The sequence below is a fragment of the Teretinema zuelzerae genome (assembly GCF_021021555.1).
Classification (GTDB): domain Bacteria; phylum Spirochaetota; class Spirochaetia; order Treponematales; family Treponemataceae; genus Teretinema; species Teretinema zuelzerae.
The window spans coordinates 968077-989999 of record NZ_JAINWA010000003.1 but is presented as its reverse complement, the minus strand read 5'-3'; the positions used below and the strand labels follow the sequence as shown (position 1 = coordinate 989999).

20 protein-coding genes are annotated in these 21923 nt (G+C 54.7%); 10 read left to right on the top strand and 10 right to left on the bottom strand.

Annotated features, from left to right (window positions below; genetic code table 11):
- The first annotated feature begins 38 nt into the window (after positions 1–38).
- From K7J14_RS11590 to K7J14_RS11575, 5 genes are all read left to right on the top strand, one after another.
- Positions 39–848 (top strand): substrate-binding periplasmic protein, encoded by an 810-nt coding sequence (locus tag K7J14_RS11590; protein ID WP_230756375.1) that lies wholly within the window; start codon positions 39–41, stop codon positions 846–848.
- A 92-nt stretch (positions 849–940) separates the two neighbouring features.
- Positions 941–1213: a Fic family protein gene (locus tag K7J14_RS16400; RefSeq protein WP_408033988.1), complete on the top strand. Its 273-nt coding sequence runs from the start codon at positions 941–943 to the stop codon at positions 1211–1213.
- A 93-nt stretch (positions 1214–1306) separates the two neighbouring features.
- Positions 1307–1612, top strand: a complete 306-nt coding sequence (locus K7J14_RS11585; RefSeq protein ID WP_230756371.1) for a hypothetical protein — start codon at positions 1307–1309, stop codon at positions 1610–1612.
- 12 nt (positions 1613–1624) lie between these two features.
- Entirely contained in the window at positions 1625–3514 is a 1890-nt protein-coding gene (locus tag K7J14_RS11580) for a heavy metal translocating P-type ATPase (RefSeq protein ID WP_230756368.1), read from the top strand.
- Positions 3515–3549: 35 nt separating this feature from the next.
- Complete coding sequence (locus K7J14_RS11575; RefSeq protein ID WP_230756364.1) at positions 3550–3783, top strand: heavy-metal-associated domain-containing protein; 234 nt, start codon at positions 3550–3552, stop codon at positions 3781–3783.
- A gap of 428 nt (positions 3784–4211) precedes the next feature.
- Here the strand turns inward: K7J14_RS11575 and K7J14_RS11570 are convergent, their stop codons facing one another.
- From K7J14_RS11570 to K7J14_RS11550, 5 genes are all read right to left on the bottom strand, one after another.
- Positions 4212–4424 carry a hypothetical protein gene (locus K7J14_RS11570; RefSeq protein WP_230756361.1) on the bottom strand — a complete coding sequence of 71 codons (213 nt, stop codon included), beginning with the start codon at positions 4422–4424 and terminating at the stop codon, positions 4212–4214.
- Positions 4425–4541: 117 nt separating this feature from the next.
- Complete coding sequence (locus K7J14_RS11565; RefSeq protein ID WP_230756359.1) at positions 4542–7379, bottom strand: DUF3427 domain-containing protein; 2838 nt, start codon at positions 7377–7379, stop codon at positions 4542–4544.
- Entirely contained in the window at positions 7376–7768 is a 393-nt protein-coding gene (locus K7J14_RS11560; protein ID WP_230756358.1) for a (deoxy)nucleoside triphosphate pyrophosphohydrolase, read from the bottom strand. Before K7J14_RS11560 ends, K7J14_RS11565 begins: the two co-directional genes overlap by 4 nt.
- A gap of 133 nt (positions 7769–7901) precedes the next feature.
- Entirely contained in the window at positions 7902–8192 is a 291-nt protein-coding gene (locus tag K7J14_RS11555; protein ID WP_230756356.1) for a type II toxin-antitoxin system RelE/ParE family toxin, read from the bottom strand.
- Entirely contained in the window at positions 8192–8545 is a 354-nt protein-coding gene (locus tag K7J14_RS11550; protein ID WP_230756353.1) for a hypothetical protein, read from the bottom strand. Before K7J14_RS11550 ends, K7J14_RS11555 begins: the two co-directional genes overlap by 1 nt.
- A 408-nt stretch (positions 8546–8953) precedes the next feature.
- Between K7J14_RS11550 and K7J14_RS11545 the strand changes: the two genes are divergently transcribed.
- Positions 8954–10258 (top strand): MFS transporter, encoded by a 1305-nt coding sequence (locus K7J14_RS11545; protein ID WP_230756350.1) that lies wholly within the window; start codon positions 8954–8956, stop codon positions 10256–10258.
- A 153-nt stretch (positions 10259–10411) separates the two neighbouring features.
- The gene (locus K7J14_RS11540) at positions 10412–11311 is read left to right on the top strand and encodes a formylglycine-generating enzyme family protein (RefSeq protein WP_230756347.1); all 900 of its coding nucleotides are present in this window, start codon (positions 10412–10414) and stop codon (positions 11309–11311) included.
- On the opposite strand, the gene K7J14_RS11535 is transcribed toward K7J14_RS11540, so the two are convergent.
- On the bottom strand, positions 11280–12860 hold the full coding sequence (locus K7J14_RS11535; RefSeq protein ID WP_230756345.1) for an SH3 domain-containing protein: 1581 nt from the start codon (positions 12858–12860) through the stop codon (positions 11280–11282). The two genes, K7J14_RS11540 and K7J14_RS11535, sit on opposite strands and share 32 nt — an antisense overlap.
- A 60-nt stretch (positions 12861–12920) precedes the next feature.
- On the opposite strand from K7J14_RS11535, the gene K7J14_RS11530 reads away from it, so the two are divergent.
- A complete protein-coding gene (locus tag K7J14_RS11530) occupies positions 12921–13631 on the top strand; it encodes an N-acetylmuramoyl-L-alanine amidase (protein ID WP_230756343.1) in 711 nt (236 codons plus the stop codon).
- Here K7J14_RS11530 and K7J14_RS11525 read toward each other — a convergent pair.
- Positions 13602–14033 (bottom strand): (deoxy)nucleoside triphosphate pyrophosphohydrolase, encoded by a 432-nt coding sequence (locus K7J14_RS11525; protein ID WP_230756342.1) that lies wholly within the window; start codon positions 14031–14033, stop codon positions 13602–13604. The genes K7J14_RS11530 and K7J14_RS11525 overlap by 30 nt on opposite strands.
- A 120-nt stretch (positions 14034–14153) precedes the next feature.
- The gene (locus K7J14_RS11520; RefSeq protein ID WP_230756339.1) at positions 14154–15371 is read right to left on the bottom strand and encodes an FprA family A-type flavoprotein; all 1218 of its coding nucleotides are present in this window, start codon (positions 15369–15371) and stop codon (positions 14154–14156) included.
- 84 nt (positions 15372–15455) lie between these two features.
- Between K7J14_RS11520 and K7J14_RS11515 the strand changes: the two genes are divergently transcribed.
- Positions 15456–16646, top strand: coding sequence for a tRNA-dihydrouridine synthase family protein (locus K7J14_RS11515; protein WP_230756338.1), 1191 nt, complete (start codon positions 15456–15458; stop codon positions 16644–16646).
- A 23-nt stretch (positions 16647–16669) separates the two neighbouring features.
- Here K7J14_RS11515 and K7J14_RS11510 read toward each other — a convergent pair whose 3' ends face one another.
- Complete coding sequence (locus K7J14_RS11510; protein ID WP_230756335.1) at positions 16670–17302, bottom strand: adenylate kinase; 633 nt, start codon at positions 17300–17302, stop codon at positions 16670–16672.
- 117 nt (positions 17303–17419) lie between these two features.
- Here K7J14_RS11510 and K7J14_RS11505 point away from each other — a divergent pair, with 117 nt between their 5' ends.
- A complete protein-coding gene (locus tag K7J14_RS11505; RefSeq protein ID WP_230756332.1) occupies positions 17420–19735 on the top strand; it encodes a putative bifunctional diguanylate cyclase/phosphodiesterase in 2316 nt (771 codons plus the stop codon).
- Here K7J14_RS11505 and K7J14_RS11500 read toward each other — a convergent pair.
- Positions 19692–21923 carry an AAA family ATPase gene (locus tag K7J14_RS11500; RefSeq protein ID WP_230756329.1) on the bottom strand — a complete coding sequence of 744 codons (2232 nt, stop codon included), beginning with the start codon at positions 21921–21923 and terminating at the stop codon, positions 19692–19694. The two genes, K7J14_RS11505 and K7J14_RS11500, sit on opposite strands and share 44 nt — an antisense overlap.

Here is a 21923-nt window from a genome sequence, read left to right as displayed (position 1 = left end):
TGTTGACAGCGGAGGGCTCGGGCTTTTAGACTTGCAGGGTGAGGTATTCTGTGGGAAAAAGGCCTGTGTCCGCTCTGCTCGCTATTCTCTTCGCCGCGTTTTTTTCGGCCGCCGCCTGGAGCGATCCTCCTCCCCGGGCGGACGGCTCCTTCGTTCTTGCCGTCGGAGACGAGCAATGGGCGGGCATTCAAACCTGGACCGGCCCGGATTCGTTCAGCGGGCTCTATGCTTCCTTCCTCGAGGCCCTGTGCGGAAAAATGGGCTGGACGCCGGCCTTCGAGCCGCTTCCCTGGGCCCGCGCCCAGAAATCAGTCGAGCTCGGCGGCGCTGACGCCTTCATCGCGATCGCGACTCCCGGCCGCCTCGAATACGCCGCCGCGAGCGACTCCGCGGTCTTTACCCTCTTTTTTACGATTTATTACGCAAAGGATCATCCCCGCGAGGCGGAGATCAAATCCCTGAAAACCCTGGAAGACGTTCTCGCTTCCGGTTTCTCCACCGTATCCAACCGGGGGAACGGCTGGCACATCGAGAACGTTGAAAAGCTCGGCATCCCCACATCCTGGGTGAGCGACGACACTACCATGCTCCGTTTCCTCGCCGCCCGCCGCGCGGACCTCATCATCGACACCCCTGTAAGCATGCACTCCAAACTGGCCGCCCTCGGCATAGAAAACCGCATACTGAGCACCGGCGTCCATATCGGCGAAACCCGCCTCGTCCTCCTCCTCGGCAAAAAATCCCCCCATTACCCCGACTGGCCCCGCATCAACTCCGCTGTAACCGAAATCGTCCGCAGCCCCTCCTGGCGCTCCCTTCTCAAAGACCTTACGGGATTGGACGAGTAGGGGAGAAGCGGTTTGAGGCGAGGGAGACAGGGATTGAAGGAAATGATTGAAGATATCGCAAAAGAACTTCTTGATGGTTCGTTGAGCAAAATTTGGGAGGATTAGCGCATGGACGCTTCTGGATAGATAACGCCACGTTTCCGGAGCAAGAAATAGCCGTACGGTTTCATCATAAGTTGGTATATATTCATCCCTTCCCTAACGGGAATGGGCGAATCTCCCGATTGATGGCTGACTTGGGGTCCGCAAATCTTGTTGAAGTTTCCGTAATTCGTACGCGTTACATAGAGGCTCTTCGGCAAGCTGATCGCGGCGACTATTCTGCGCTACTCGCATTTACTACTCCTCCGGAGGCAAGACGGTAGAACTTGTTGCTTTTGCAACGTTATTAAACCTTCAATTTGGATATATTCAAGGTACGGTACAGCGCGCAAGCGTCCGTATCAGGAGGTGTTCCGATGATTACAGATAATTCTTTTTTACAGGCGGTTCAGAAGAATCTTGGCCTGCTTGAGCAATATGTTCCTGTTGTGGCGCGAGTACATGGCGGCAGCCATAACGAATTTCATCAGGTTCGCGCTATTTTCGATGAAATTGTCGATGAAATAAAAAAAGGCGATGCCGGCAAGGCCGACCTCGCCGGCCGTTTCGAATCTCTCCGGAAAATCACCGGAAACTACACGGTTCCGTCAGATGTCTGCGAATCGTACGAGGCTGTATATGGGATGCTTTCCGAACTCGACGCCGCCTACAGCGCGGGGTAGGGAAGGCGGAATATGCAGCAGTTTGTTTTAAAACGTAAAAACCATCTGATGGTTTCAGGCGGCGCGCTTATCGCCCTCGGCTTTTTCAGCGCCTTCGTATTGAAAAACGAGACCGCGGCGATAGCGGCTCTTGCCTCCGCTTCCGTACTCGGCGCCCTGCCGATCGCGATACAGGCATATCAGTCGATACGATTAAAGATCGTCAGCATCGATGTGCTGGTGACCATCGCGGTATCCGGGGCCTTCGCGCTCAGGAACTTCGAGGAATCGGCCATCGTTACGTTTTTGTTTTTGTTCGGTGCGTATCTCGAACAGCGCACGCTGACCAAAACCCGCTCCGCGATAAAGGAACTGACAGAAATGGCGCCTGAAAGCGCGCTGAAACAGATGGACGACGGTCTTTTTGTGGAAGTTCCGATTGAGGAAGTCGAAGTTGGGGATGTTCTGCAGGTAAAAACCGGCGCAAGGTTTCCCGTGGACGGAAGCGTCGCGAGCGGCGAAGGACACGTCGACGAGGCGAGCATTACCGGCGAATCCCTGCCCGTCGGTAAAACTGCGGGATCGTCCGTGTACGCCGGCACCATACTGGTAGACGGCACATTGCGGATAGTCGCAGAACGCGTCGGCGAGGATACGACCTTCGGCAGGATAATCGAGCTGGTAGAGGAAGCCCAGGATTCAAAATCCGAAGCTGAACGCTTCGTAGACCGGTTCTCGAAGTATTATACCCCGGCCGTTCTCCTCCTCTCCGTGCTTGTATGGGCGTTTACCCGGGATGTCGAACTATCGATCACTATCCTGGTGCTCGGCTGTCCCGGCGCTCTGGTGATCGGCGTTCCCGTATCAAACGTGGCAGGCATCGGCAACGGAGCCCGATCCGGTATCCTTCTCAAAGGAAGCGAGGTAATCCATGATTTCAGCAGAGTGGACGCCATCGTGTTCGACAAGACCGGCACCCTGACTACCGGAAAGACCCGGGTCGCGGAGGCCAGATACTACGACGGAGCGGGCGATTCCTCCGGCGGCGTTTCTGCCGCGGTATCCGAAGACTTTGTGCGGAGCGCTCTTGCGAGCGTTGAAGCCGAATCAGACCATCCCCTTGCGAAGGCCATCGTAGATCATCTGGGCGACGTACCCCGTTTGACTGTGGAACAAACCTCCGTCGTAAAAGGCCTCGGCATTACCGCTACCGTTGATGGAAGGCGCGTCGCCGTCGGCAATGCGCGGCTGATGGATGCGGAGGGCGTCCTGCTCGACGAAGCCGCGCGAGCAGACCTCGACTCGTTCTCCCGGAACGGGAACTCTCTTGTGCTCGCGGCTATAGACGGCCGTTTGCTTGCCCTTATGGGCATCCGCGATACCGTTCGCCCCGGGGTGCGGGAAGATCTCCATCGTTTGAAAAAACTCGGCATCCGGAACCTGGTCGTGCTATCAGGCGACACTCAGGAAACCGTAGACCTCGTCGCCGGCGAACTCGGTTTAACCGAAGCTCACGGGCGAATGCTGCCCGAAGACAAATCCGACTACATCGCCGGCCTTAAAGAGAAAGGACTCATCGTCGCCTTCGTCGGCGACGGAGTCAACGACAGCCCTTCGCTCGCCATTGCCCACATCGGCATCGCGATGGGCGGCGGCACTGACGTCGCTATCGAAACATCGGACGTCGTCCTCATGAACTCGGACTTCGGCAGGCTACCCCACGCTCTCGGTCTTGCGAGGGCGACTGCGCGGAACATGAAGCAAAACATCGCGATCGCGGTCGGAGTCGTCGTTCTCCTGATATCGAGTCTTATATTCAGCGAGTGGATGAATATGTCCGTCGGAATGTTTGTACACGAAGCCAGCATACTCGTCGTCATCCTGAACGGCATGCGGCTTCTCCGGTACAAAACGAGTCAATAAATCGGGAGTTCCCGAAAACTTACGGAGGCATACACATGGCAAAAGCAATCATACAACTGGAATCGTTGACCTGCCCTTCATGCAAGCTCAAAATCGAAAAAGCCGCGAAATCCCTTCCCGGAGTCGACCCCGCCAGCGTTGAAGTCCTCTTCAACGCCAGCAAACTGAAACTCGACTTCAACGCCGAACAAATCGCGGTCGCTGACATAGAAAAAGCAGTAACCGCCCTCGGCTACGAAGTCAAAAAAACGCAGGTTAAAGACAACTAGAAATTGAACTGTCCTCTTTGGGACTGGAGAGGGTGTAGGGGGGTATGTCAAATTTCTCATTTTACCAGTGGCAAATGGAATCGTTTTGCACTGATAAAATTTTATTTTACCACTGGGAAAACTTTTAAAGTCCAGTGGTAAAACTTTTAAAGTCCACTGGAAAAACTTTAAAAGTCCAGTGGTAAATGACTTGAAGTCCAGTGGTAAATGATTTGTTTTGCACTGGTAAATGATTTGTTTTGCACTGGTAAATGATTTGTTTTGCACTGCTTATGTAATGCATGTAGAATCTGAAGATCGTAGCAGGTGCTTTCGGGAAGAAGATCAAGAGCACCGACTTCATCATTTGCGACGATCTAAATTATTCTGACGGTAACACGGTATCGGTATGGTTCTTTTCGATGTCGCGGCGTGGAAGGTGTATGTGTTTACTTAAATTCTACCCACTCATAATCTTTGCTAGATTCAATAGAATCCAACACTTCTCTGATAGGCCATCGAATACCTAAGAAAGATTTCAAATATTCTTGTAATTCCTGCTGTGAGTCAAACATCATATTCGTTTGGAAAGAAGGTGGTTGAGTTACTTTACGCACAGCGCATTCTCCATCATCGAAAACCTTTAATTCGCACTGTTTCATGGTAACCTCCAAAACCAATAGAGTTAAATATACTGTATCAAAGGTATATTTCAAGAGATACCACATAGTGGTAGTGTCTTCTTTTACTTACAATGGAATTGTGTAACGTGTTCTGGGTTAGACTTTGGTTACAAGTTCAAAATAAAGATCAGCAGGAACTTCATGTTCGAGTGCAAGTAGCATTTTTATTGGCTTATTTCCTTCGGCGTGCTGGCAAACTGATTTACCTAAGTACGTGAACGGTTGCGTCAGGCCTTCAACTTCTTCGAATTTCCGTACGAATAAGTGTAGGTTAGTTCCGCGTTTGTAATTGTCTATCAGATCTTTTCCTCGATCAGAGTCTTGGGACGTTGTGTTCGGCGATTCCCATTGGAATACCTTAGAAGTTAAGAATAGATCCTTATAATTGACAGACTCTTTAACATCTGCGTTCTTATGTAGATTTACGAAAAGTAAAAACTCTTTCCCTGAGGTGATCAGTCCCGATCCGCGAAAAGCACTATGGGCTTTTTGATAGTTTACCAGAAGTGCAGTTTCTTTCATGGTATATTGCTGATAAAGCTTGAAAAAGGGAATGCCATAATCGGCATCGCTAAACTCTTGCTCGTATCGAAGTAGTCCATAGGATAGAATATCTTCAATCCATTTGCGCTCATTGATCGATTCAAAAACAGTACGCATTCTTGCCGTGGTAGTTAATGTAGTTCCGCGTTTCTCGAATAGCAGTCCTGAAAAAGTCTTCTGTTCCCCAGAATCAAAGAAATTTTGTGAAAGATAGTTAAAGGAGTGGGAGATGGTGTCAATACGCGGCTCTGCAATATATTTTTTCAGTTCGAGCAGGGCTTCTTCTGGGTTTATCGTATCATGGTGTAGAAGATATTTGCTTATAACAAATTCATACGGTCTCTTGCAAGGAAGTAGGTTAGAATAAAATCGTAAGACATTCATGAGATCTGGATTAGCTAAGAGCGCTGTGATTTCTATCGAATTCTCTACTTTTTGTACAAATTGTAGATAGGTTTTGCTGAAATTGATAAAGGTAATCGGATCAACGGCACCATCAATTTTTAAGTAATCTACTAGCATCGGAATTTGATCGCCTATCTGACGCTTAAAATCACGATATTCCTCTTTGAGATATTTCATAGAAAAGAATTTCTCGTTCTCAAGCTGCTCGAGTATGCGATCGCGGGCGATTTCATCCATTTGGATATGGGAGCTTCCTGGAATGTCCGCAAAGCTGTTTTTTACAGCTACTTTAAGAGTGTCTTTGTCGAACTGTTTAGTACCCATGAGCGCAATAGCCATCAGGAATGATTTACGATGGTTACCGATAAAATCCAGAACGGTTACAAATTCCTTGTCTGGAAGTCGGCGTAATCCTCGGCCAAGTTGTTGCGTGAAAATAATAGACGAATCCGTTGGGCGAAGCATCAGTATAGTGTTTACAGAGGGAACGTCAATTCCTTCGTTAAAAATATCTACGGTAAATATCACTTGTAGTTGATCGTCTGCAGATTCTAATCTTTGTATAGCCACGGTCCGCTCTGTAACTGAATTTCCTCCGGAAAGACACAGCGACACAAATCCCCTGTTATTAAATTCTTGTGCCATGAATTCCGCATGTTCGACTGTCGCACAAAATCCGAGAGCTTTTCGTTTATCTCCGTCATGTCCGTAGAATTCCATTTTTTCGATTACATATTCAACGCGTCGTGAAATCATGAGCAACTTTGCGACAGCTGCTACATCGTCGATATCAACGTTCTCATAAGTGATTTCGTTGAATTCAGTAATTCCAAAATAATGAAATGGTGCGACGAGTTCGTATTCCAAAGCTTGCCGTAATCTGATTTCAACGGCGATATTATTATCAAAAATCGAATATATATCTCCGTTGTCGGAACGCTCTGGAGTTGCTGTAAGACCTAACATAAAGCGCGGAGAAAAATGTGATAAAATCTTCGCATAGCTCGGGCTCGAGGCGTGATGTGCTTCGTCTACGATGATGTATTCAAAATCATTCTTTCCGAACTTCTCATAATGCAGTTGTAAAGTTTGAACCGTAGAAAAAAGATAATCTGCGTCGTCTTTATGAGTTCCTGTAAAAAAGCCGGTCGAAAATTTGGTCTTGTCGATTATTCGGTCGAATGATTCTTTTGCCTTTATAAGAATATCTTCTCGATGGACGATAAAAAGGAGTTTTTTTGGGCGAACTTGAAGAGCGTCGAATACGGCCATGTAGGTCTTTCCGCTGCCGGTGGCCGCAATAGCAAGCGCCTTCGATTCATTGTTTTTTCTAAGGCGGTCTAGCTTATTGATAGCTTCTTTTTGCATCTGGTTTGGTTCAATTGCTGTGGTTTCATATTCGAAGGCATTTTCTGGCATCGACTTTTTTCCGAGCCGGGCGAGATACTTCGAATATTCGGTGATAAACTCGTCAGAGACGATTTTTGACCGGCTATCATTCCACTGTAAATTAAACTCATTACGAACATCGCACGCGAATGAGTCTTCGTGTGTGGTATAGTTTCTGACATTCCATTCAATATTACTTTTAAGCGCGCATTGGGTGAGATTCGCTGAACCAATGATAATTTTATTTTTTTCTGCATACTCAAAAATATAACCTTTGGAATGAAAGCCTCTGTCCCTCGTCGGGATGTATATTTTTGATTCGAGGTTCGAAAAACGCTTAAGAGCTCTCAAAGCTTGGGGTTGTGTAGTATTGAGATACGTGGATGTGAGAATCTTTCCGGGAATTGCTCTCTTTTCGAGTTCTTCGAATGTTTCTAGCAACAGCTGAATGCCTGAATAACGGACGAAGGCCACACTCATTTGGAATGACTTACACGAAAGAAGAGAGTCTTGCAGTTCTGCATAGAAATTCTGGTAGCCGCTGTTATGGATGAACCGTGGTTCGTACGCTGTCGGGCTTCCTTGTGCCGTTGTCACGACAGTATTTCCCTCACTAGCTCTACAATCGGAAGATCTGCTGGAGCCCAGTCGACGCTGTCGAGTTCATTTCGGGTAAGCCACCGGGAATCGAGATGTTCGGTAAGTGTCAGGTTTCCTTTGCGTATTGAACACAGATAGGCGTGCATGGTGAGAGCAAAGGTTTGATACTGATGATTGACGGTGGTAAGGAAATTACCGACGTCTATTGTTGTTGACAGTTCTTCTGAAATCTCTCTCTCAAGAGCTTCTTGATGGGTTTCGCCTGCCTCGATTTTCCCGCCAGGAAATTCCCATTTTTTTGCTGTTTCGCCCGCATCTTTTCTTTGAGCGCAGAAAACACGATTGTCCTGTATCAGGACCGATGCAACCACTTCAAAATGTTTCATTAATCAGTACCTTTACGGCAGCATACCAGGTTTCGAAGCAGGTAACAAGCGTTTTCACAAGAGAGACTTATCTATGGCTGTAAGAAAAGTAAAAAGATATTTATCCAGTCAGATTGTTTATGAACATTTACATCTAATTCATATATCGCTTCAATTCCTCGTAGAAGTTCTCCCGAGTCCCGACCATGATGACTACGATCAGCTGTCTCTTTTCTTCATAGATACGGTACGGGATTTCGTAATGCTTCTTGTTATAGAAAACATCATAACACCAGATTCCAGCGAGATCGCCTTTTTTCTGCTCCCCGAGAAAGGGGTCGACTGATAGTTTTTCAAGAGCTGAGCGAAACGCGTCCTGCAAGCCCTTCTCGCGGATTTTCTTGAAATACCGTTCTGCGGGTTTGAGATAGCGGAGTTCATACATCAGTTTTTCGCCGTACTGAAAAGATCATTGGTGGATTGCTTTCCTGCGCCAGATTTCGCCGCCTCGTCGGCTTCCTCGATCAACCGTTGGACTGCCGGCCTGACCTTCTTGGTCTGTTCCTTGAACCGGGCAAGAAGCTCTTGGCCTGAAAGACCTTGCGCGACAAGATCTGCGAGAATTTCCTCGGAGAAGTCCGAACTCTCATTGCGAAGGGGCCGGATAAAGATTCCTCCGTCCTGGAGAATGCATTCTGCGTCGGATTCGAAGCCCAGAGCCTCATAAAATTTTTGAGGAATCGTGAATTGTCTTTTAACGGATATACTTACACGCTTACGGTCTATTGCTTGCGGCATAGCTATCTGTCTCCTTTTCCTTGTTTAAGGATAACAAGGAAACAAGGAAATGTAAAACTTTGGCCACACCGAATCACCCTATCGGCCTGTGGTCAGGAACCTGCGTGATATCCTGGAAAAAGCGGTCGCCGCTCGCGGGACGCATTGGTATAGTTCCTTTCATGAAACGCTTAAGCTTTGACGGTTTTAGTTTGCGCGGCGGTATTTCTTGTTACGTCTGTTTCTTCTGATCTTGACAATCGGGGCCTTGGTTATACATATGTGTGAAAAAAATACTTCGCCAGGAAGATACAGATGATTTTGTGCATTGATTGCGCTCCATGCAAAGTGTGAGGACATAGCATGGAGGAATGAGAGTCCTCAAACTTTGCATAGTTTGACTTGAATAAAGATCAAAGGAGCAAAGTTATGAAATCTGTATTTCATTCAAAATTACGAACATTTTATCTCTTATGGAGCACTCAGGGGCTTTCGCAGCTTGGCAGTTCGATGACGAATTTCGCGCTTGCGCTGTGGCTGTACGAGAAAACGGGTTCCGCTCTGCAGACAGCCTTTTTGGCAATATGTTCCTATACGCCGTATGTGTTGATGAGCATTTTCGCCGGAGCCTTGAGCGATCGCTGGAATAAAAAGCGGATCATGTTGGCGTCGGACGCGTGCGCCGCGGCAACCACTGTGCTGGTGCTTGTTCTGTTACGGTCGGAGCTGCTGAGGCCTGCGCACTTGTACATCCTGAGCGCGGTTAACGGGCTGATGAACACCATTCAGCGCCCCGCGTCGGATGTCGCCATGACGTTGATCGTACCCAGGGAAGAGTATCAAAAGACAAGCGGCATGCGCTCGTTTTCCAATTCGCTGGTTACGATACTGCATCCTGTTCTCGCGACAACGGTATTCGCCTTTGCCGGGATTTTCGGGGTTATACTGATCGATCTGGGAACTTTTTTCGTCGCGTTTTGCGTCCTGCTTTTCCTGATCAAACTGCCGGACATTGCGCGTTCCGAAGAGGAAGGCAACCGGACGAAATCGCTGATCGCCTCCTCAAAAGAAGGTTTGCGATACCTTAAGCGCAATCCCATGATCCTCTATCTGATCCTCTTTCTTTCCGGGGTGAATCTTGTCGCCTCGGCGTTCGACGCGGCCTTGCCCGCTTATATTCTGCCGAGGGAGAACGGGGGGCAACGGATTCTGGGACTGGTTGCCTCGTTTGCGGGAATCGCGACGCTGCTGGGCAGCATGGCCGTAACCATCCTGCCGAAGCCGAAGAACCGCATCAAGGTTATTGTAGGCACTATGTTCTTTTCCCTGACCATCGAGAATTTTCTGCTAGCCCTTACCGATGAACCTGTTCTCTGGTGCGCGGGGCAAATTCTCGGCTGGTTCGTCGTGCCGATCATGGGCGCGAATCTTGATGTGATCCTGCGGACAACCATACCCGTTTCAATGCAGGGCCGGGTGTATGCCTGCCGGAACTCGCTGCAGTTTTTTACCATCCCGGTCGGTTTTTTCCTGGGCGGATTTCTTGTCGACCAGGTCTTTGAACCGCTCGTCGCCGCCGATCAGGGCGCCGGGCTGGCGTCCTCTCTTTTCGGTTCTGCAAAGGGCTCCGGAGCGGGGATGCTGATATTCCTGCTGGGAATTACGGGAGCGTGCATCTGTCTGTTTTTTGGAAGTATCCTGAAGAGGTTCCGGTTCGTGGAACAGATCGAGTGATATAAAAAAGCCCCCCGCCGCGGAATCCCCGGCGGGGGCTTGTTGTTATTTCGGTATTACCGGTTATCAATAACCGCCCTGGGCGCAGGAACCGGCGGGAAATTCCGGCATGCGAGCCTGTAGTCAGGAAGTTTCCTTGTTATACTGTTATTCATGAAACGCGTACATTTGATTGGTATAGCTGTCGGGGCGGTATTTCTTTTTACGTCGGCTTCTCCTGATAAAAAACCGGCGGGGGGGATTCGGTCGGAGGCGATCGGGGCCTTGGCGCTGGTTCCGGCGGGGGAGTTTTCGCGGGACGGGGTCGAGGGGAATGAGAGCGTGGTCGCGCGGGCGTTTTATTTGGCGGAGAAGGAGATTACGTATCCGCAGTTTCGGGACGCTACGGGGATGACTGTCGCGAATAATTCGATGAGCGGCGCGCCGGCGAAATACTTGAACTGGTATCATGCGCTGATTTTTTGCAATAGCGCGAGTTTGAAGGAAGGGCTTGAGCCGGTGTATTCGATAGCGGGGAGCTCCGATCCTGCGCAGTGGCTTTCGCTCGTCGGCGGGCGGCTTCCGACGGGGCACAGCAAGGACGCGCGGCTTTCTCCGGTCGAGGCGGACTGGGATGCTGACGGGTATCGGCTCCCGACGGAGATGGAGTGGACGTGGGCGGCGATGGGCGCCCGGGATTCGGGCGAGGGGTACCGGAAGCCGTTTTCCGGGAGCGACGGGACTAACAAGGTCGAGGACTATGCCTGGGTTTTTTCCAACGCTCTGCGGGTTTCGCAGACCGCGGGGACTCGCTTGCCGAACGAGCTCGGGCTTTTCGATATGAGCGGGAACGTGATGGAATGGTGCTGGGACTGGTACGCCGCCTATCCTGCGGGGCGCGTGTCTTCGGACAGCGTTGCCGGGAGAGGCCCGGGCGCCGGAGCCGGACGCGTATTGCGCGGCGGTTCGTGCTGGGATGATTTGACGGCGCTTGACTACCGGTGCGGAAGCGACCCCTTCGATCAGGATTCGTATGTCGGGTTCAGGGTTGCGAGGAATTGTCCGGCGAAATAGGGCGTTCCGGGATTGCCGGGATTGCCGGGATTGCTGCCGGCTCCGGTTCGACCAGCATCGCGGCGGTCGTGAGGCGTTCGAGGTGCGAGCCCTTTTTGGTTCCGCTTCCCGGGCGCAGGCTGGACACGACTGTCCGGTTCACCAGTCGGATTATTTCTTTGCGGCCGCGCGGTTCGCGGTAGGCCCAGGTCGAGTGGATGACCATGGGTTCACCATTGGCGGTTCCCAGATAGAGCATAATGTGGCCGGGAAGGCGGAGCAGGGTCGCGCCCGGCAGGGCACCGGCGGCGAGAAGGTCTTTTTTCGCTTCCGGGTCGGCGTCTTTGGTGAATCCTACCAGGGCGGTTCCCGTTTGCGCCTGTTTCGACGAGTTTCGCGGCAGGACGATGCCGACGGTCGAGAACACTTCGCATAAAAACTGTGAGCAGTCGCGCTCGCCGAAGAGGCCTCCCCAGCCGTAGGGCGCGTGGAGAAGCTTGAAGGCTTGCTCGTAGATGTGCCGCGGGGTGTAGGGGAGTACTCCCTCCGTTACGTCCTCCGCCCTGAGTCGCACGATTCTTTCTATATATACTCCGTCCGGCGAGCGGCCGGGTAGCGAAGCTCTCCTGTAGGCGCCGCCGTTTTCTTCGCCGTCCGGCAGGGAGAGAAGAGAGCTTCCCATGCGGAGATAGCCGGCGTAGACTGTATTGTTTTCATCGTCCCAGAGGTCCGCTCGCGCGGCGACGACGGCGAGCTGATTTGCCGAGCGGTACCGCGCGAGGAAGGTTTCAAGGTCGGCTTCCGCGAACGACGAGGCGGGAATCCAGCCGCTAATCAGTTCAGTAACGATATAGAGCCATGCTCCGTCCGTGCTTGTGTGGAGAACTATAGCGGCTGTTCCCGGTTCGAGGCTGCTTGCCTGGAGGTTGTCGATGTAGACGTCGCCCGGCTCGTCGAAGAGGCCTTCGTTTGTCGGGAGTACGCGGCAGTTTACGCGCTCGGCGAGGAATCCTGAGCGGGGAACGACGATTGCGGGAATCGAGCCGCTGTTCATTTGCGCGGCGATCGGCTCCATGAAGGAGGCCGAGACGCGCTTCCCGTTCGATTGATAGATGCGGGCTTTAGAGATCCAGTCTATCGTTCCCTGAAAATCCTTCGCCAGCTCCTCTCCCGTTTTTTTGATCGGCAGGGAAAGGTCCCGGATCAATCCCGTTTCCCGGGTGCGATTGTTGAGCCGTTCTATTCCGGCGGCGTCGAGCACCGGAGCGTCGGGGGCAGGGTGGGCCGCGATCCAGAAGCCGGGGCTGTTCATCTCCGGCGATACTCCCGCAAGGAGGGCCGGTGCGCTGCTGTGCAGAATTTCCTTCGGGGCGGAAGCGCAGCCCGCGAGGCTCGCCGCCAGAAGGCCGGCGGAAAGCACGGTGGAAAGCATAGCCGCCATACGCGTTGCCGCCCTTGGCGGAATCGCCGCTCGGGCAAACGGGAACGAAGGATGAGGAGCGGCTGCTCCGCCGACGAGCTTCGATGAATGGTTGGACTGAATGTTGTTCCGGTGCAAGTGATTCGCCATGGCGCCAGTGTCCTCTCCCCGCGCCTTTCCTGTCAAGCGGAAAGTGGTATACTCTTATTCATGCAGCGTTCGACGAGCCGGATCTCCGGCGTTTTTTTCATTCTGTATTTCGCCCTTTTCCCGGCGGCCTCCGCGTTCGCCGAGGAGCCGGTCGAGCCGGCCGAGCCGGACTCTCTGGTGATCGCAGGCCATTTCGAGATATCGTCTCCCGAGCGGCGCGCCCTGACCCGCGAGTACGCCCTCTCCCATTACGGGCTCGACGACTGGCGCCTGGTCGAACCGTCCATGCTTATCATCCATTATACCGGAACCGATTCGGACAGATACTCGCTGGACGTATTCGCGCCCGTCCGCCTTTCTTCCGCACGGGGCGACATCGAAAGCGGGGGAGAGGTGAACGTCGGGGTGCACTACGTAATTCTGCGCGACGGTAGCGTGTGGTCGCTGCTGCCCGAGGACGAGATGGGCCGCCACGCGATCGGCTATAACCACCGCGCGCTCGGCATCGAAATGACCGGCTCTTCCGCCGAGCGGATCACCGCCGAACAGATCGCTTCCTGCGCCGCCCTCGCCGCAGACATAGCCTTTCGCCATCCGTCTCTGCGCTACATCGTCGGCCATCACGAATATATGGAAGAAGGCCGCCCCCACCTGGCCGAGTTCGCCGAACTGCGGTCCGATTACCCGCCCACGGTAAAGCGCGACCCCGGCGAAGAGGTCATGTCCCGCATCCGCGACATTTTAGCGCGTGACTATTCCGTCGTCCGCTGAGCTTCCCTCCCGCTCCAGCAGCTCCTTCGCCCGCGCGACTATCGGGAGGTCCGCCGGCGCCCAGGGCAGCGAATCCAATTCATCCGCGGCGAGCCAGCGCGACTCGAGGTGTTCGCGCAAAACTATTTCTCCGCTTGTCAGGCGGCAGCGATAGGCATGCATCGTCAGATTGAAATGGACGTACTGATAGCTGACCGTCATTATAAAATCTTCCACCGAAATCCCGGCTTCAAGTTCTTCTCTGATTTCCCGCTCGAGCGCCTGGCTGTGCGTTTCTCCTGCTTCGATCTTTCCGCCGGGAAATTCCCAGAGCCTTGCGGTCTCCCCTTCGTCCTTGCGTTGCGCGCAAAAGACGCGGCCGCCTTGCATAATGACGGCCGCGACTGCTTCGATGTTTTTCATGTACTCACGGGTCCTCCGGTTGTTTCCAGAATACCCGGTTCAGGCCCGCGGAGACAAGAACGCCCCCTGAAGCGTCTGCTTCCAGGGGGCGTTTTCATCGTCCAGCGGCTGTAATGCCGTTTACTCTTTTACGAGTTTCGCCAGTTCGCGGCCGCGTTCCTTCAGGAGCGCGAGGTCGGCTTCGGAGGCGACTCCCTGCCATTCGACGCTTTCGACGCTGGTCCACTTGAATGCGGCGATCCGCTCTTCGTATTCCTTCTTCGCTCCGCCGACCCAGCCCCAGCTTCCGATGCGGAGCGCTTTCTTTCCGGTGAAGTGCTTTCGCTCGAAGAGGTCGAGGATGTGGGCCATCGGAGGGAACATCTTGTACTCATAGGTCGGCATCGCGATGACGAGTCCCGCGGCCTTGTACGCGTCGGCAAGCACGAAGCTCGCGTCGGTGTCGGGAACCTGATGGATGGTGTAGGGGACTTTTTCCGCTTCGATTCCGGCAATGACCGCCTCGAGTCCCGCTTTGGTGTAGCCGTACATCGATCCCCAGATTATGCAGATTTCCTTTTCGCATGGCGCGGTTCCCGTGTTGTATCCTGCGTACTTCGCGTAGCGGTCGCAGATTGTCTTCGGGTTTTTTCTCCAGATGATGCCGTGGCTCGGCGCGACGGTTTTCACTTCGAGTGCTTTCAGCTTGTCCAGCGCCTTCGTCACGAAGGCAGAAAAACTGGAAACGATGTTCGAATAGTAGCGCAGGGATTCGTGCTCGTAGAACGCGTGCTCTTCGGCGGTGAACTCGTCGTCGAAGACCCGGTCTCCGAGCGTGCCGTAGGAACCGAAGGCGTCGCAGCTGAAAAGGGTTCCTCCCGCGCGGTCGTAGGTCATCATGGTTTCCGGCCAGTGGATGTTCGGCGTTTCGAAAAACTCGAGCACCCGGCCGGCTCCCAGATCGAGAGAGTCTCCGGTTTTCACCTCGCGCAGTCCTTCCGGAATCTTGAAAAAGTTCTTCACCAGGGCGATTCCCTTCGGCGTTGAAAGGATTTCGGCCTTCGGGTTCCGCTTGCGGAGCTCCACGATGAAGGCGGTGTGGTCGGGCTCGAGGTGGTTCAGTATGAGATAGTCGATCGCTTCGAATGAGGTTCCCGCCGTTTCGAGCTGGCGTTCGTACTGTTCGATGGATCCGGACCAGTCTTTGGCGAGATCGATGAGGGCTGTTTTTTCTCCCTTCACAATGTAGGAGTTCAGGGTGACACCGTGCGGAATCGGCCAGATTCCCTCGAACCGGGCGGCGGATTTTATATCGGCATGAATGGCGAATACGCCGGGCGTAATTTCGTGAGCGTTCATTATGTCCTCCGATGAGTATTTTCAGCAGTATAAACGAAGGACCCTTCTTTTTACAACCTGCGAAAACTGGTAGACTTACCGTCTATGAAAACCGCTCTTGCTCCGATGGCAACCCTGAGCCATGAAGCTCTCCGCCTTCTGATCCACCGCTGGGGAGACCCGGACGAATATTTTTCCGAAATGATCAATGCCTCCACCTTCGTCGCCGGAGGCAAGTTCGAACACTGGTACGTCCGGTCCGCTCCCTGCCCGGAGCGCATGGTATGGCAGCTCACCGGAGCCTCGCCTGATTCCCTGTCTAAGGCCGCCTCTCTGCTCGCCCGCGAAGGCGGCATCGGGGTGGATATAAACATGGGCTGCTCGGCTCCCGACATCGCCAAAACCGGCGCCGGCGTCGCGTGGATGGGAAAGCCTCTTTCTGAAGTTGCGGAAATGGTGGGGGGCGTCAGACGCGCTCTCGACACGGCAGGGGCGGCAACGCCGCGGCGCCTGAGCGTCAAGCTTCGCCTGGGCGAGAACGAGGACGAAAAGCGCCTCCTGGAATTCTGCCGGACGCTCGTAAGCGAGGGGGTCGAGCTCATCACCCTTCATCCCCGCATTCGCAGGGACAAATACAGCCGCCCTGCTCGCCCTTCTTTCGTCGGGGCCCTTGCTTCCTCACTGCCCGTTCCCGTGTACGGAAACGGGGACATTTCGAACGCTTCCGACGCGCTCTCCTACGCTCAGTCCTGGCCCTGCGCCGGCATCATGATCGGCCGCGCCGCCGTCCGCACCCCCTGGATCTTCGGCGACATCCAGCGCGCCGCCGCCGTGCCCGCAGATCGCGCCGTGCCCGCAGATCGCACCGTGCCCGCAGATCTTACCGTGCCCGCAGATCGCGCCGCGTCCGCAGATCGCGCCGTGCCCGCAGATCGCACCGTGCCTGCAGACCGCACCGTGCCCGCAGACCGCACCGTGCCTGCAGATCGCGGCGCGTCCGCAGACAGCTCCGCGTCCGCAGCCGACGCCCCGTGCGCAGGAACTTCCGTGACCGACGCCGACCCTTACCGGGACCATCTGGAAATCGCCGACTTTTTTTTGGACACGCTCGTCCAATGCCAACCGCCCGAGTTCCACATCTCTCGCGCCCGCCGCTTCTTTTTTTATTATTGCGAAAACTTCGTCTTCGCCCACCACATCAAGATGAAGATCCAAAACGCGCAAACCCCCGACGAAATCAGGGGTTTGCTGAGGCGGTACTTCGAGGAGGTTCCTCAAGACCGCTTCCGCCGGTAAGGGCGGACTGTGTGTTTGAACGGTTATTTAACGGGGAATACTTTCTGGAAGCTTTCCAGAACGACTCCGCTCGCCGGTCGTGCGTCTATGTCGACGAGCTTGCCCGCTTTGCGGTAGTGGTCGATCAGCGGCGCGGTTTGGGCACGGTATACTTCGAGCCTTTTGGTGATCGCTTCGATCTTGTCGTCCTCGCGGATGAACAGCTCTCCGCCGCACTTATCGCAGATCCCGTCCACCTTCGGCCTCATGTAGTCGACATGGTAGTTCTGGCTGCAGGCCTTGCACACGCGGCGGCCTGAAAGGCGGGACACCACGTCTCCGTCTGCGATATCGAAGTTGACCGCCGCGTCGACGGCCACGATGGTCGCCAGGGCTTCGGCCTGGGGAATGGTACGGGGAAAGCCGTCAAGGATGAATCCGTTTCCGGCGTCGGCCTTCGCCAGCCGTTCGCGCACCAGCTCGATGGTGATGTCGTCGCTGACCAGCTGTCCGGCGTCAATGATCGCCTGAACCTTGAGTCCGAGCGGCGTTTTTTCCCGGATCGCTGCGCGGAAAATCTCTCCCGTGGAAATATGGGGGATCTTGTACAGGCCGGCTACGAGAGCGGCGAGAGTTCCTTTGCCCGCTCCGGGGGGACCCAAAAATATAAGCTTCATCGACAACTCCTTGACTGGGATTTTCCCATGATACCGTGAAAAAAAGAGCGAATCAAGTAGCCGAAACCTTTTGCAAATACGCGGCTTACGGCATACAGTAGTAGCAGAGGTGATTCAATGATTCTGGGACGCACTGTCCTTCGTTCATCCATAATCGGCGCGCTTCTTCTGTCCTATGCCGCGGTGTCGTATCTCGGCCTCGACCTGTACGGAAACATTCTTTCCCCCCTGTTGTCCTTCGCGTGCGCCTGGTACGCTCTCCGCGCGGCGCTCTCCATGCCCGACAACCGCTTTCCCTGGTATTCTATAGCCTCGGGCGCCGGAATCTGGGGAATCGCCGATCTGATCTGGGCGGTGCAGGAGGCAGCCGGTCCCGGCAATCCGGACGAAAACGTGTTTCTCATGTACCTCTATCTGCTGCCCGGCGTTGCCTACCTTTTAGCCTTTTTGTACATCGCTTTCTACGATCGGCGCAGATGGGCGTCCTTCCAGTTTCTGATCGACCTCGCCGCCATTTTTTCCGTCCTCATCGGATCAGTGTATACGGTATTCTTCCACGAGCAGTTCTTGTCGATGTTGTCTTTCGACCACGAGGTCTTAAGCGCCTCGCTCTACCTGATCGTCGATCTTTTCCTCATCACCTTCGGCGTCTCCGTCTACCTGACCCTCAGAAGGGACCGTATTCCCTTCTATATAAAAATCATGTTTACGGCGATTTTTACCTACGCCCTCATCGATTTCGTATACGTGTATGAAATCTTTCATGATATGTACGTTCCGAATTCCCTGATCGATGTCGTATACATGGTTTCGATAGCCTTGCTTGGCTTCGCCTCCATAGTATTCATCGACTTCCCGACGGCTGTCGCCATCGGGCCGTCGCGCGATAAAGGCATCGTCGCACGGATTAACCGCGCGCTCCTGCTGCTCGCTATTCCCTTGATAGCCTCCTTTATCCGGCCGCCGACCTCCCTGGAAGTCGTATTTTTCGCCTCCGTCATTCTCCTGCATCAGGCGGTGAGCCTCATCATCCACCGTCTGGTCAGGCGGGAGCTCGAACTGGAAGAAAAAGACATCGAGACCCGGCGCCTCGACGCCCTCGTCCAGGAGCGCACCCGGGAACTGCAGATTATGAACCAAACCCTGGAAAACCTCGTTCACAAGGACGCGATCACCGGACAGTACAACCGGAAGTTTTTCATGGACGAGGTAGAACGCTGGCTCGCAGAGGCGCAGGCATCGGAAAAAATCTGGATGATCCTCCTTGATTTCAACCGTTTTAAAACGATTAACGACACCTACGGCCACGACGTCGGCGATCTCATTCTTCGCCAGTTCGGAAAGCGCTTCGAAACCTTGTCGGAAGACCGTATTCTTTTCGCGCGCCTCGGCGGCGACGAGTTCGGGGTGGTATGCCGGAAGCCCGCAGCCGACCCGATCCTTCCCCTGGTGCAGCAGCTCATGGGCCTGTGCAGCGCGCCGGTCCAGGTCGGGAATTTCACGCTTCATATCGGAGTAAGCATCGGAGTCGCCGTTTTCCCGGACGACGCGCATACCCGCGGAGACCTGATGCGCCACGCGGACATCGCCATGTATATCGCAAAGGGCAGCGGCGTTTCCGGCGTGTCCTTCTTCGATCATACCGCGAACGAAGGCGTAGAGCGCCAGCATCAAATAGATCTTGCCTTAAAAAAGGCGCCCATCCCTGGCGAGTTCAGCCTGGTGTATCAGCCGCAGTACACCGCGCACTCCAAGCAGCTCATCGGGATGGAGGCGCTGCTCCGCTGGAATTCCTCGGAACTCGGCTTCGTTCCTCCGGACGCCTTCATTTCCATCGCGGAGGAAAACGGCGTCATCATTCCTTTGAGCGAATGGGTGATGAAGGAATCGATACGCCAGATAACCGAGTGGAACCGCCGATACGGCCTCTCGCTTGCCATGGGAATCAACATCTCCCCCCTGCAGCTCGACGATCCCCGTTTCGTTTCGAAACTGGACGCCCTGCTCGCCGAAGCCGGCGCCGAGCCGAAGTGGATCAACCTCGAGGTTACCGAACGCAGCGCCATGAAGGGCGAGAAAGTGCTGGCGGATCTCTTCAAGGAGCTCTCCCGCCGGAATATTTCCCTTTCCATCGACGACTTCGGCACCGGCTATTCATCCTTAAGCTATCTGAAACGCTTTGAAATCGATTACCTGAAAATCGCCAAACCCCTGGTCGACGGCCTCGCCGACAACGAGACCGACCGCCAGATCGTTCAAGCAATCGTCATGATCGCGACAGCCCTCGGGCTGCGCACCATTGCGGAAGGCGTGGAAGACGAGAGCCAGCTCGCCATTCTCGATCATCTGGGATGCGACGAGATTCAGGGGTATTTTTTCGGAAAGCCGGTCAATCCGCAGGAATTCGAGCGCCTTCACCTGAAGCGGGAATAACGCAGATAAGCTCGAACCGCTCCCAGGCGACCGGCCCGTTTCGGATCGCGGCTTCCAGCTTTTTCGCATAGTCGTCGATGCGGCTGTGCGTCAGCCTTTTTCCCAGGGCGTTTCCGTACGCCGATTCGGGCGAAAGCCATTTCCTCAAATCCTTTTCGGACACATATCTGTTTTCTTTCCGGACATGCGGAATCAGTTTTCCTCTCAACTCCGCGTCTTTCAGCATCGCCGCGAGAGAGGCCGCGTTCCAGGAAAAGATCGGGTCGGCCGGATTCTCGTAGAGATCGTTTTCCGCCGCCCTGATTTCCACCAGGCCTTCTGAATCTGCGGGTATCAGCGAGGAAAGCCGCATTCCCCGGGAGGGAACGGCGAGCGAGCAGACGATGAGAGCGCCGGGAGCGCACCAGGGGAGGCGGGCCTGTATCCAGGCGAGAACGCCTTCGGCGGTGAGCGCAGGATCCCGGGCGAGTATGCGATCGAAGGGGGCCGCAAAGGGATTTTCCTCTCCCGGGCTCTGCGCGATCAGTTCGGGGCGGTCGAGCTCTTCAAGGCTCTTCGCGTACTGCTCCAACAGCGCTTTCCCCTCAGGCGTTCTGCACAGGCCGCAGGCATAGCCCTCCGGAGCGAGCCGTCCGGCTTCCCAAATAAGAAGCCCGTCGTCCGCTCCGTCGACGAGTATGCGGTGATGCCTGAGAATTTCCGCGTTCCCGGTTATGGCGGTTCTGAGCTGGAGGAGGGCCTCCGAGCGGTTCGATTCCGTTCGTTTCTGCCATTCGTCGCGCCGGCTTCCGCCGGGGCTGAACGTGAGAATCTCTCCCTTGCCGGCCGGCCTGAGCGAGGCGGCTTCCTGAGACCCGAAATGGAAGCGGTCGTAGCGGCCCGGCTCTGCCGGACCTTCCGGCGGATTTTCTTCTATAATAGAGGCTATCTGAAGCTCCCGCCTCGTGAGAACTTCTTCCCGGATGCGGCCTTCATGGCCTTGAGTCGAAGGAGAATAAAACACTCTCCCCGCGAGCGCGTCCGGCAGATACTGCTGGGCCACCCAGTGGTCCTTCCAGGCGTGGGGATACTGATACCCCTGGCCGTGGCCGAATCCTTCGGCGTCCCGGTTTCCGTCCTTCAGATGGTTGGGCACTTCCGTGTCTTCCTGCTCAACGGCCGCCAGCGCGTCGAAGAATGCCATCGCGCTGTTCGATTTAGGCGCGGTCGCGAGGTAGAGCGCGGCGTGCGTCAGGTGAAATCTCCCTTCGGGGAGTCCGATGCGGTCGAAGGCCGCGGCGCAGCTTTCCACGACCGTTATGGCGTGCGGGTCGGCGAGTCCCGTGTCTTCGCAGGCCGAAATGATCATCCGCCTGAAAATGAAGGCAGGGTCTTCCCCTGCCGCGATCATGCGCGCGAGCCAGTAGAGCGCCGCGTCCGGGTCCCTTCCCCGAAGCGACTTGATGAAGGCGCTGATTACGTCGTAGTGATAGTCTCCGTCCCGGTCGTACAGGACGACCTTTTTCTGGATGCTTTCTTCTGCGCATTGTTTGTCTATCAGAATTACCGCGCCGTCTGCGGGCGGCCAGGAGGGAACCGAGGTTTCCACCGCGAGTTCCAGGGCGTTCAGCAGGCTCCGCGCGTCGCCGGAGGCGGTATCAACAAGATGTTCGAGGGCTCCGTCCTCGAAAGAGACCTTCCACCTGCCGTACCCGCGCTCTGCGTCCGAGAGGCAGGCGAGGGCGGCTTTCATAAGGTCTTCCCGCTGGAGCGCCTTGAGCTGGAACACCCGGCTTCTGCTGACCAGCGCCTTGTTCACTTCGAAAAAGGGATTTTCCGTGGTGGCTCCGATCAGGATGATCGTGCCGTTCTCCACCCAGGGCAGGAGGGCGTCCTGCTGGGCGCGGTTCCATCGGTGCACCTCGTCTACAAAGAGAATCGTCCGCCTGCCGTAGAGCCGTTTCTGGTCTTCGGCCGCGGCGATGGAGTCGCGTATCTGCTGAACGCCGGCGAGCACCGCGTTCAGGGTGACGAAATTGCTTTTTGTATGGTTCGCGATAACCCGGGCAAGCGTTGTTTTACCGGTCCCGGGCGGTCCGTAGAAAATGACCGAGGTGAGCTGATCCGCCTGAATGGCGCGGCGGAGGAGGCGGCCGGGGCCGATGATATGATCCTGGCCGATATATTCTTCAAGATTTCTGGGGCGCAT

Excerpts from the sequence above, each read along its gene's own strand:
- K7J14_RS11585 (WP_230756371.1), top strand. The coding sequence starts at position 1,307 with ATGATTACAGATAATTCTTTTTTACAGGCGGTTCAGAAGAATCTTGGC.
- K7J14_RS11520 (WP_230756339.1), bottom strand. The coding sequence starts at position 15,371 with ATGAACGCTCACGAAATTACGCCCGGCGTATTCGCCATTCATGCCGAT.
- K7J14_RS11515 (WP_230756338.1), top strand. The coding sequence starts at position 15,456 with ATGAAAACCGCTCTTGCTCCGATGGCAACCCTGAGCCATGAAGCTCTC.
- K7J14_RS11530 (WP_230756343.1), top strand. The coding sequence starts at position 12,921 with ATGCAGCGTTCGACGAGCCGGATCTCCGGCGTTTTTTTCATTCTGTAT.
- K7J14_RS11560 (WP_230756358.1), bottom strand. The coding sequence starts at position 7,768 with ATGAAACATTTTGAAGTGGTTGCATCGGTCCTGATACAGGACAATCGT.
- K7J14_RS11550 (WP_230756353.1), bottom strand. The coding sequence starts at position 8,545 with ATGCCGCAAGCAATAGACCGTAAGCGTGTAAGTATATCCGTTAAAAGA.
- K7J14_RS11555 (WP_230756356.1), bottom strand. The coding sequence starts at position 8,192 with ATGTATGAACTCCGCTATCTCAAACCCGCAGAACGGTATTTCAAGAAA.
- K7J14_RS11580 (WP_230756368.1), top strand. The coding sequence starts at position 1,625 with ATGCAGCAGTTTGTTTTAAAACGTAAAAACCATCTGATGGTTTCAGGC.
- K7J14_RS11525 (WP_230756342.1), bottom strand. The coding sequence starts at position 14,033 with ATGAAAAACATCGAAGCAGTCGCGGCCGTCATTATGCAAGGCGGCCGC.
- K7J14_RS11540 (WP_230756347.1), top strand. The coding sequence starts at position 10,412 with ATGAAACGCGTACATTTGATTGGTATAGCTGTCGGGGCGGTATTTCTT.
- K7J14_RS11570 (WP_230756361.1), bottom strand. The coding sequence starts at position 4,424 with ATGAAACAGTGCGAATTAAAGGTTTTCGATGATGGAGAATGCGCTGTG.
- K7J14_RS11545 (WP_230756350.1), top strand. The coding sequence starts at position 8,954 with ATGAAATCTGTATTTCATTCAAAATTACGAACATTTTATCTCTTATGG.
- K7J14_RS11535 (WP_230756345.1), bottom strand. The coding sequence starts at position 12,860 with ATGGCGAATCACTTGCACCGGAACAACATTCAGTCCAACCATTCATCG.
- K7J14_RS11500 (WP_230756329.1), bottom strand. The coding sequence starts at position 21,923 with ATGCGCCCCAGAAATCTTGAAGAATATATCGGCCAGGATCATATCATC.
- K7J14_RS11505 (WP_230756332.1), top strand. The coding sequence starts at position 17,420 with ATGATTCTGGGACGCACTGTCCTTCGTTCATCCATAATCGGCGCGCTT.
- K7J14_RS11510 (WP_230756335.1), bottom strand. The coding sequence starts at position 17,302 with ATGAAGCTTATATTTTTGGGTCCCCCCGGAGCGGGCAAAGGAACTCTC.
- K7J14_RS11575 (WP_230756364.1), top strand. The coding sequence starts at position 3,550 with ATGGCAAAAGCAATCATACAACTGGAATCGTTGACCTGCCCTTCATGC.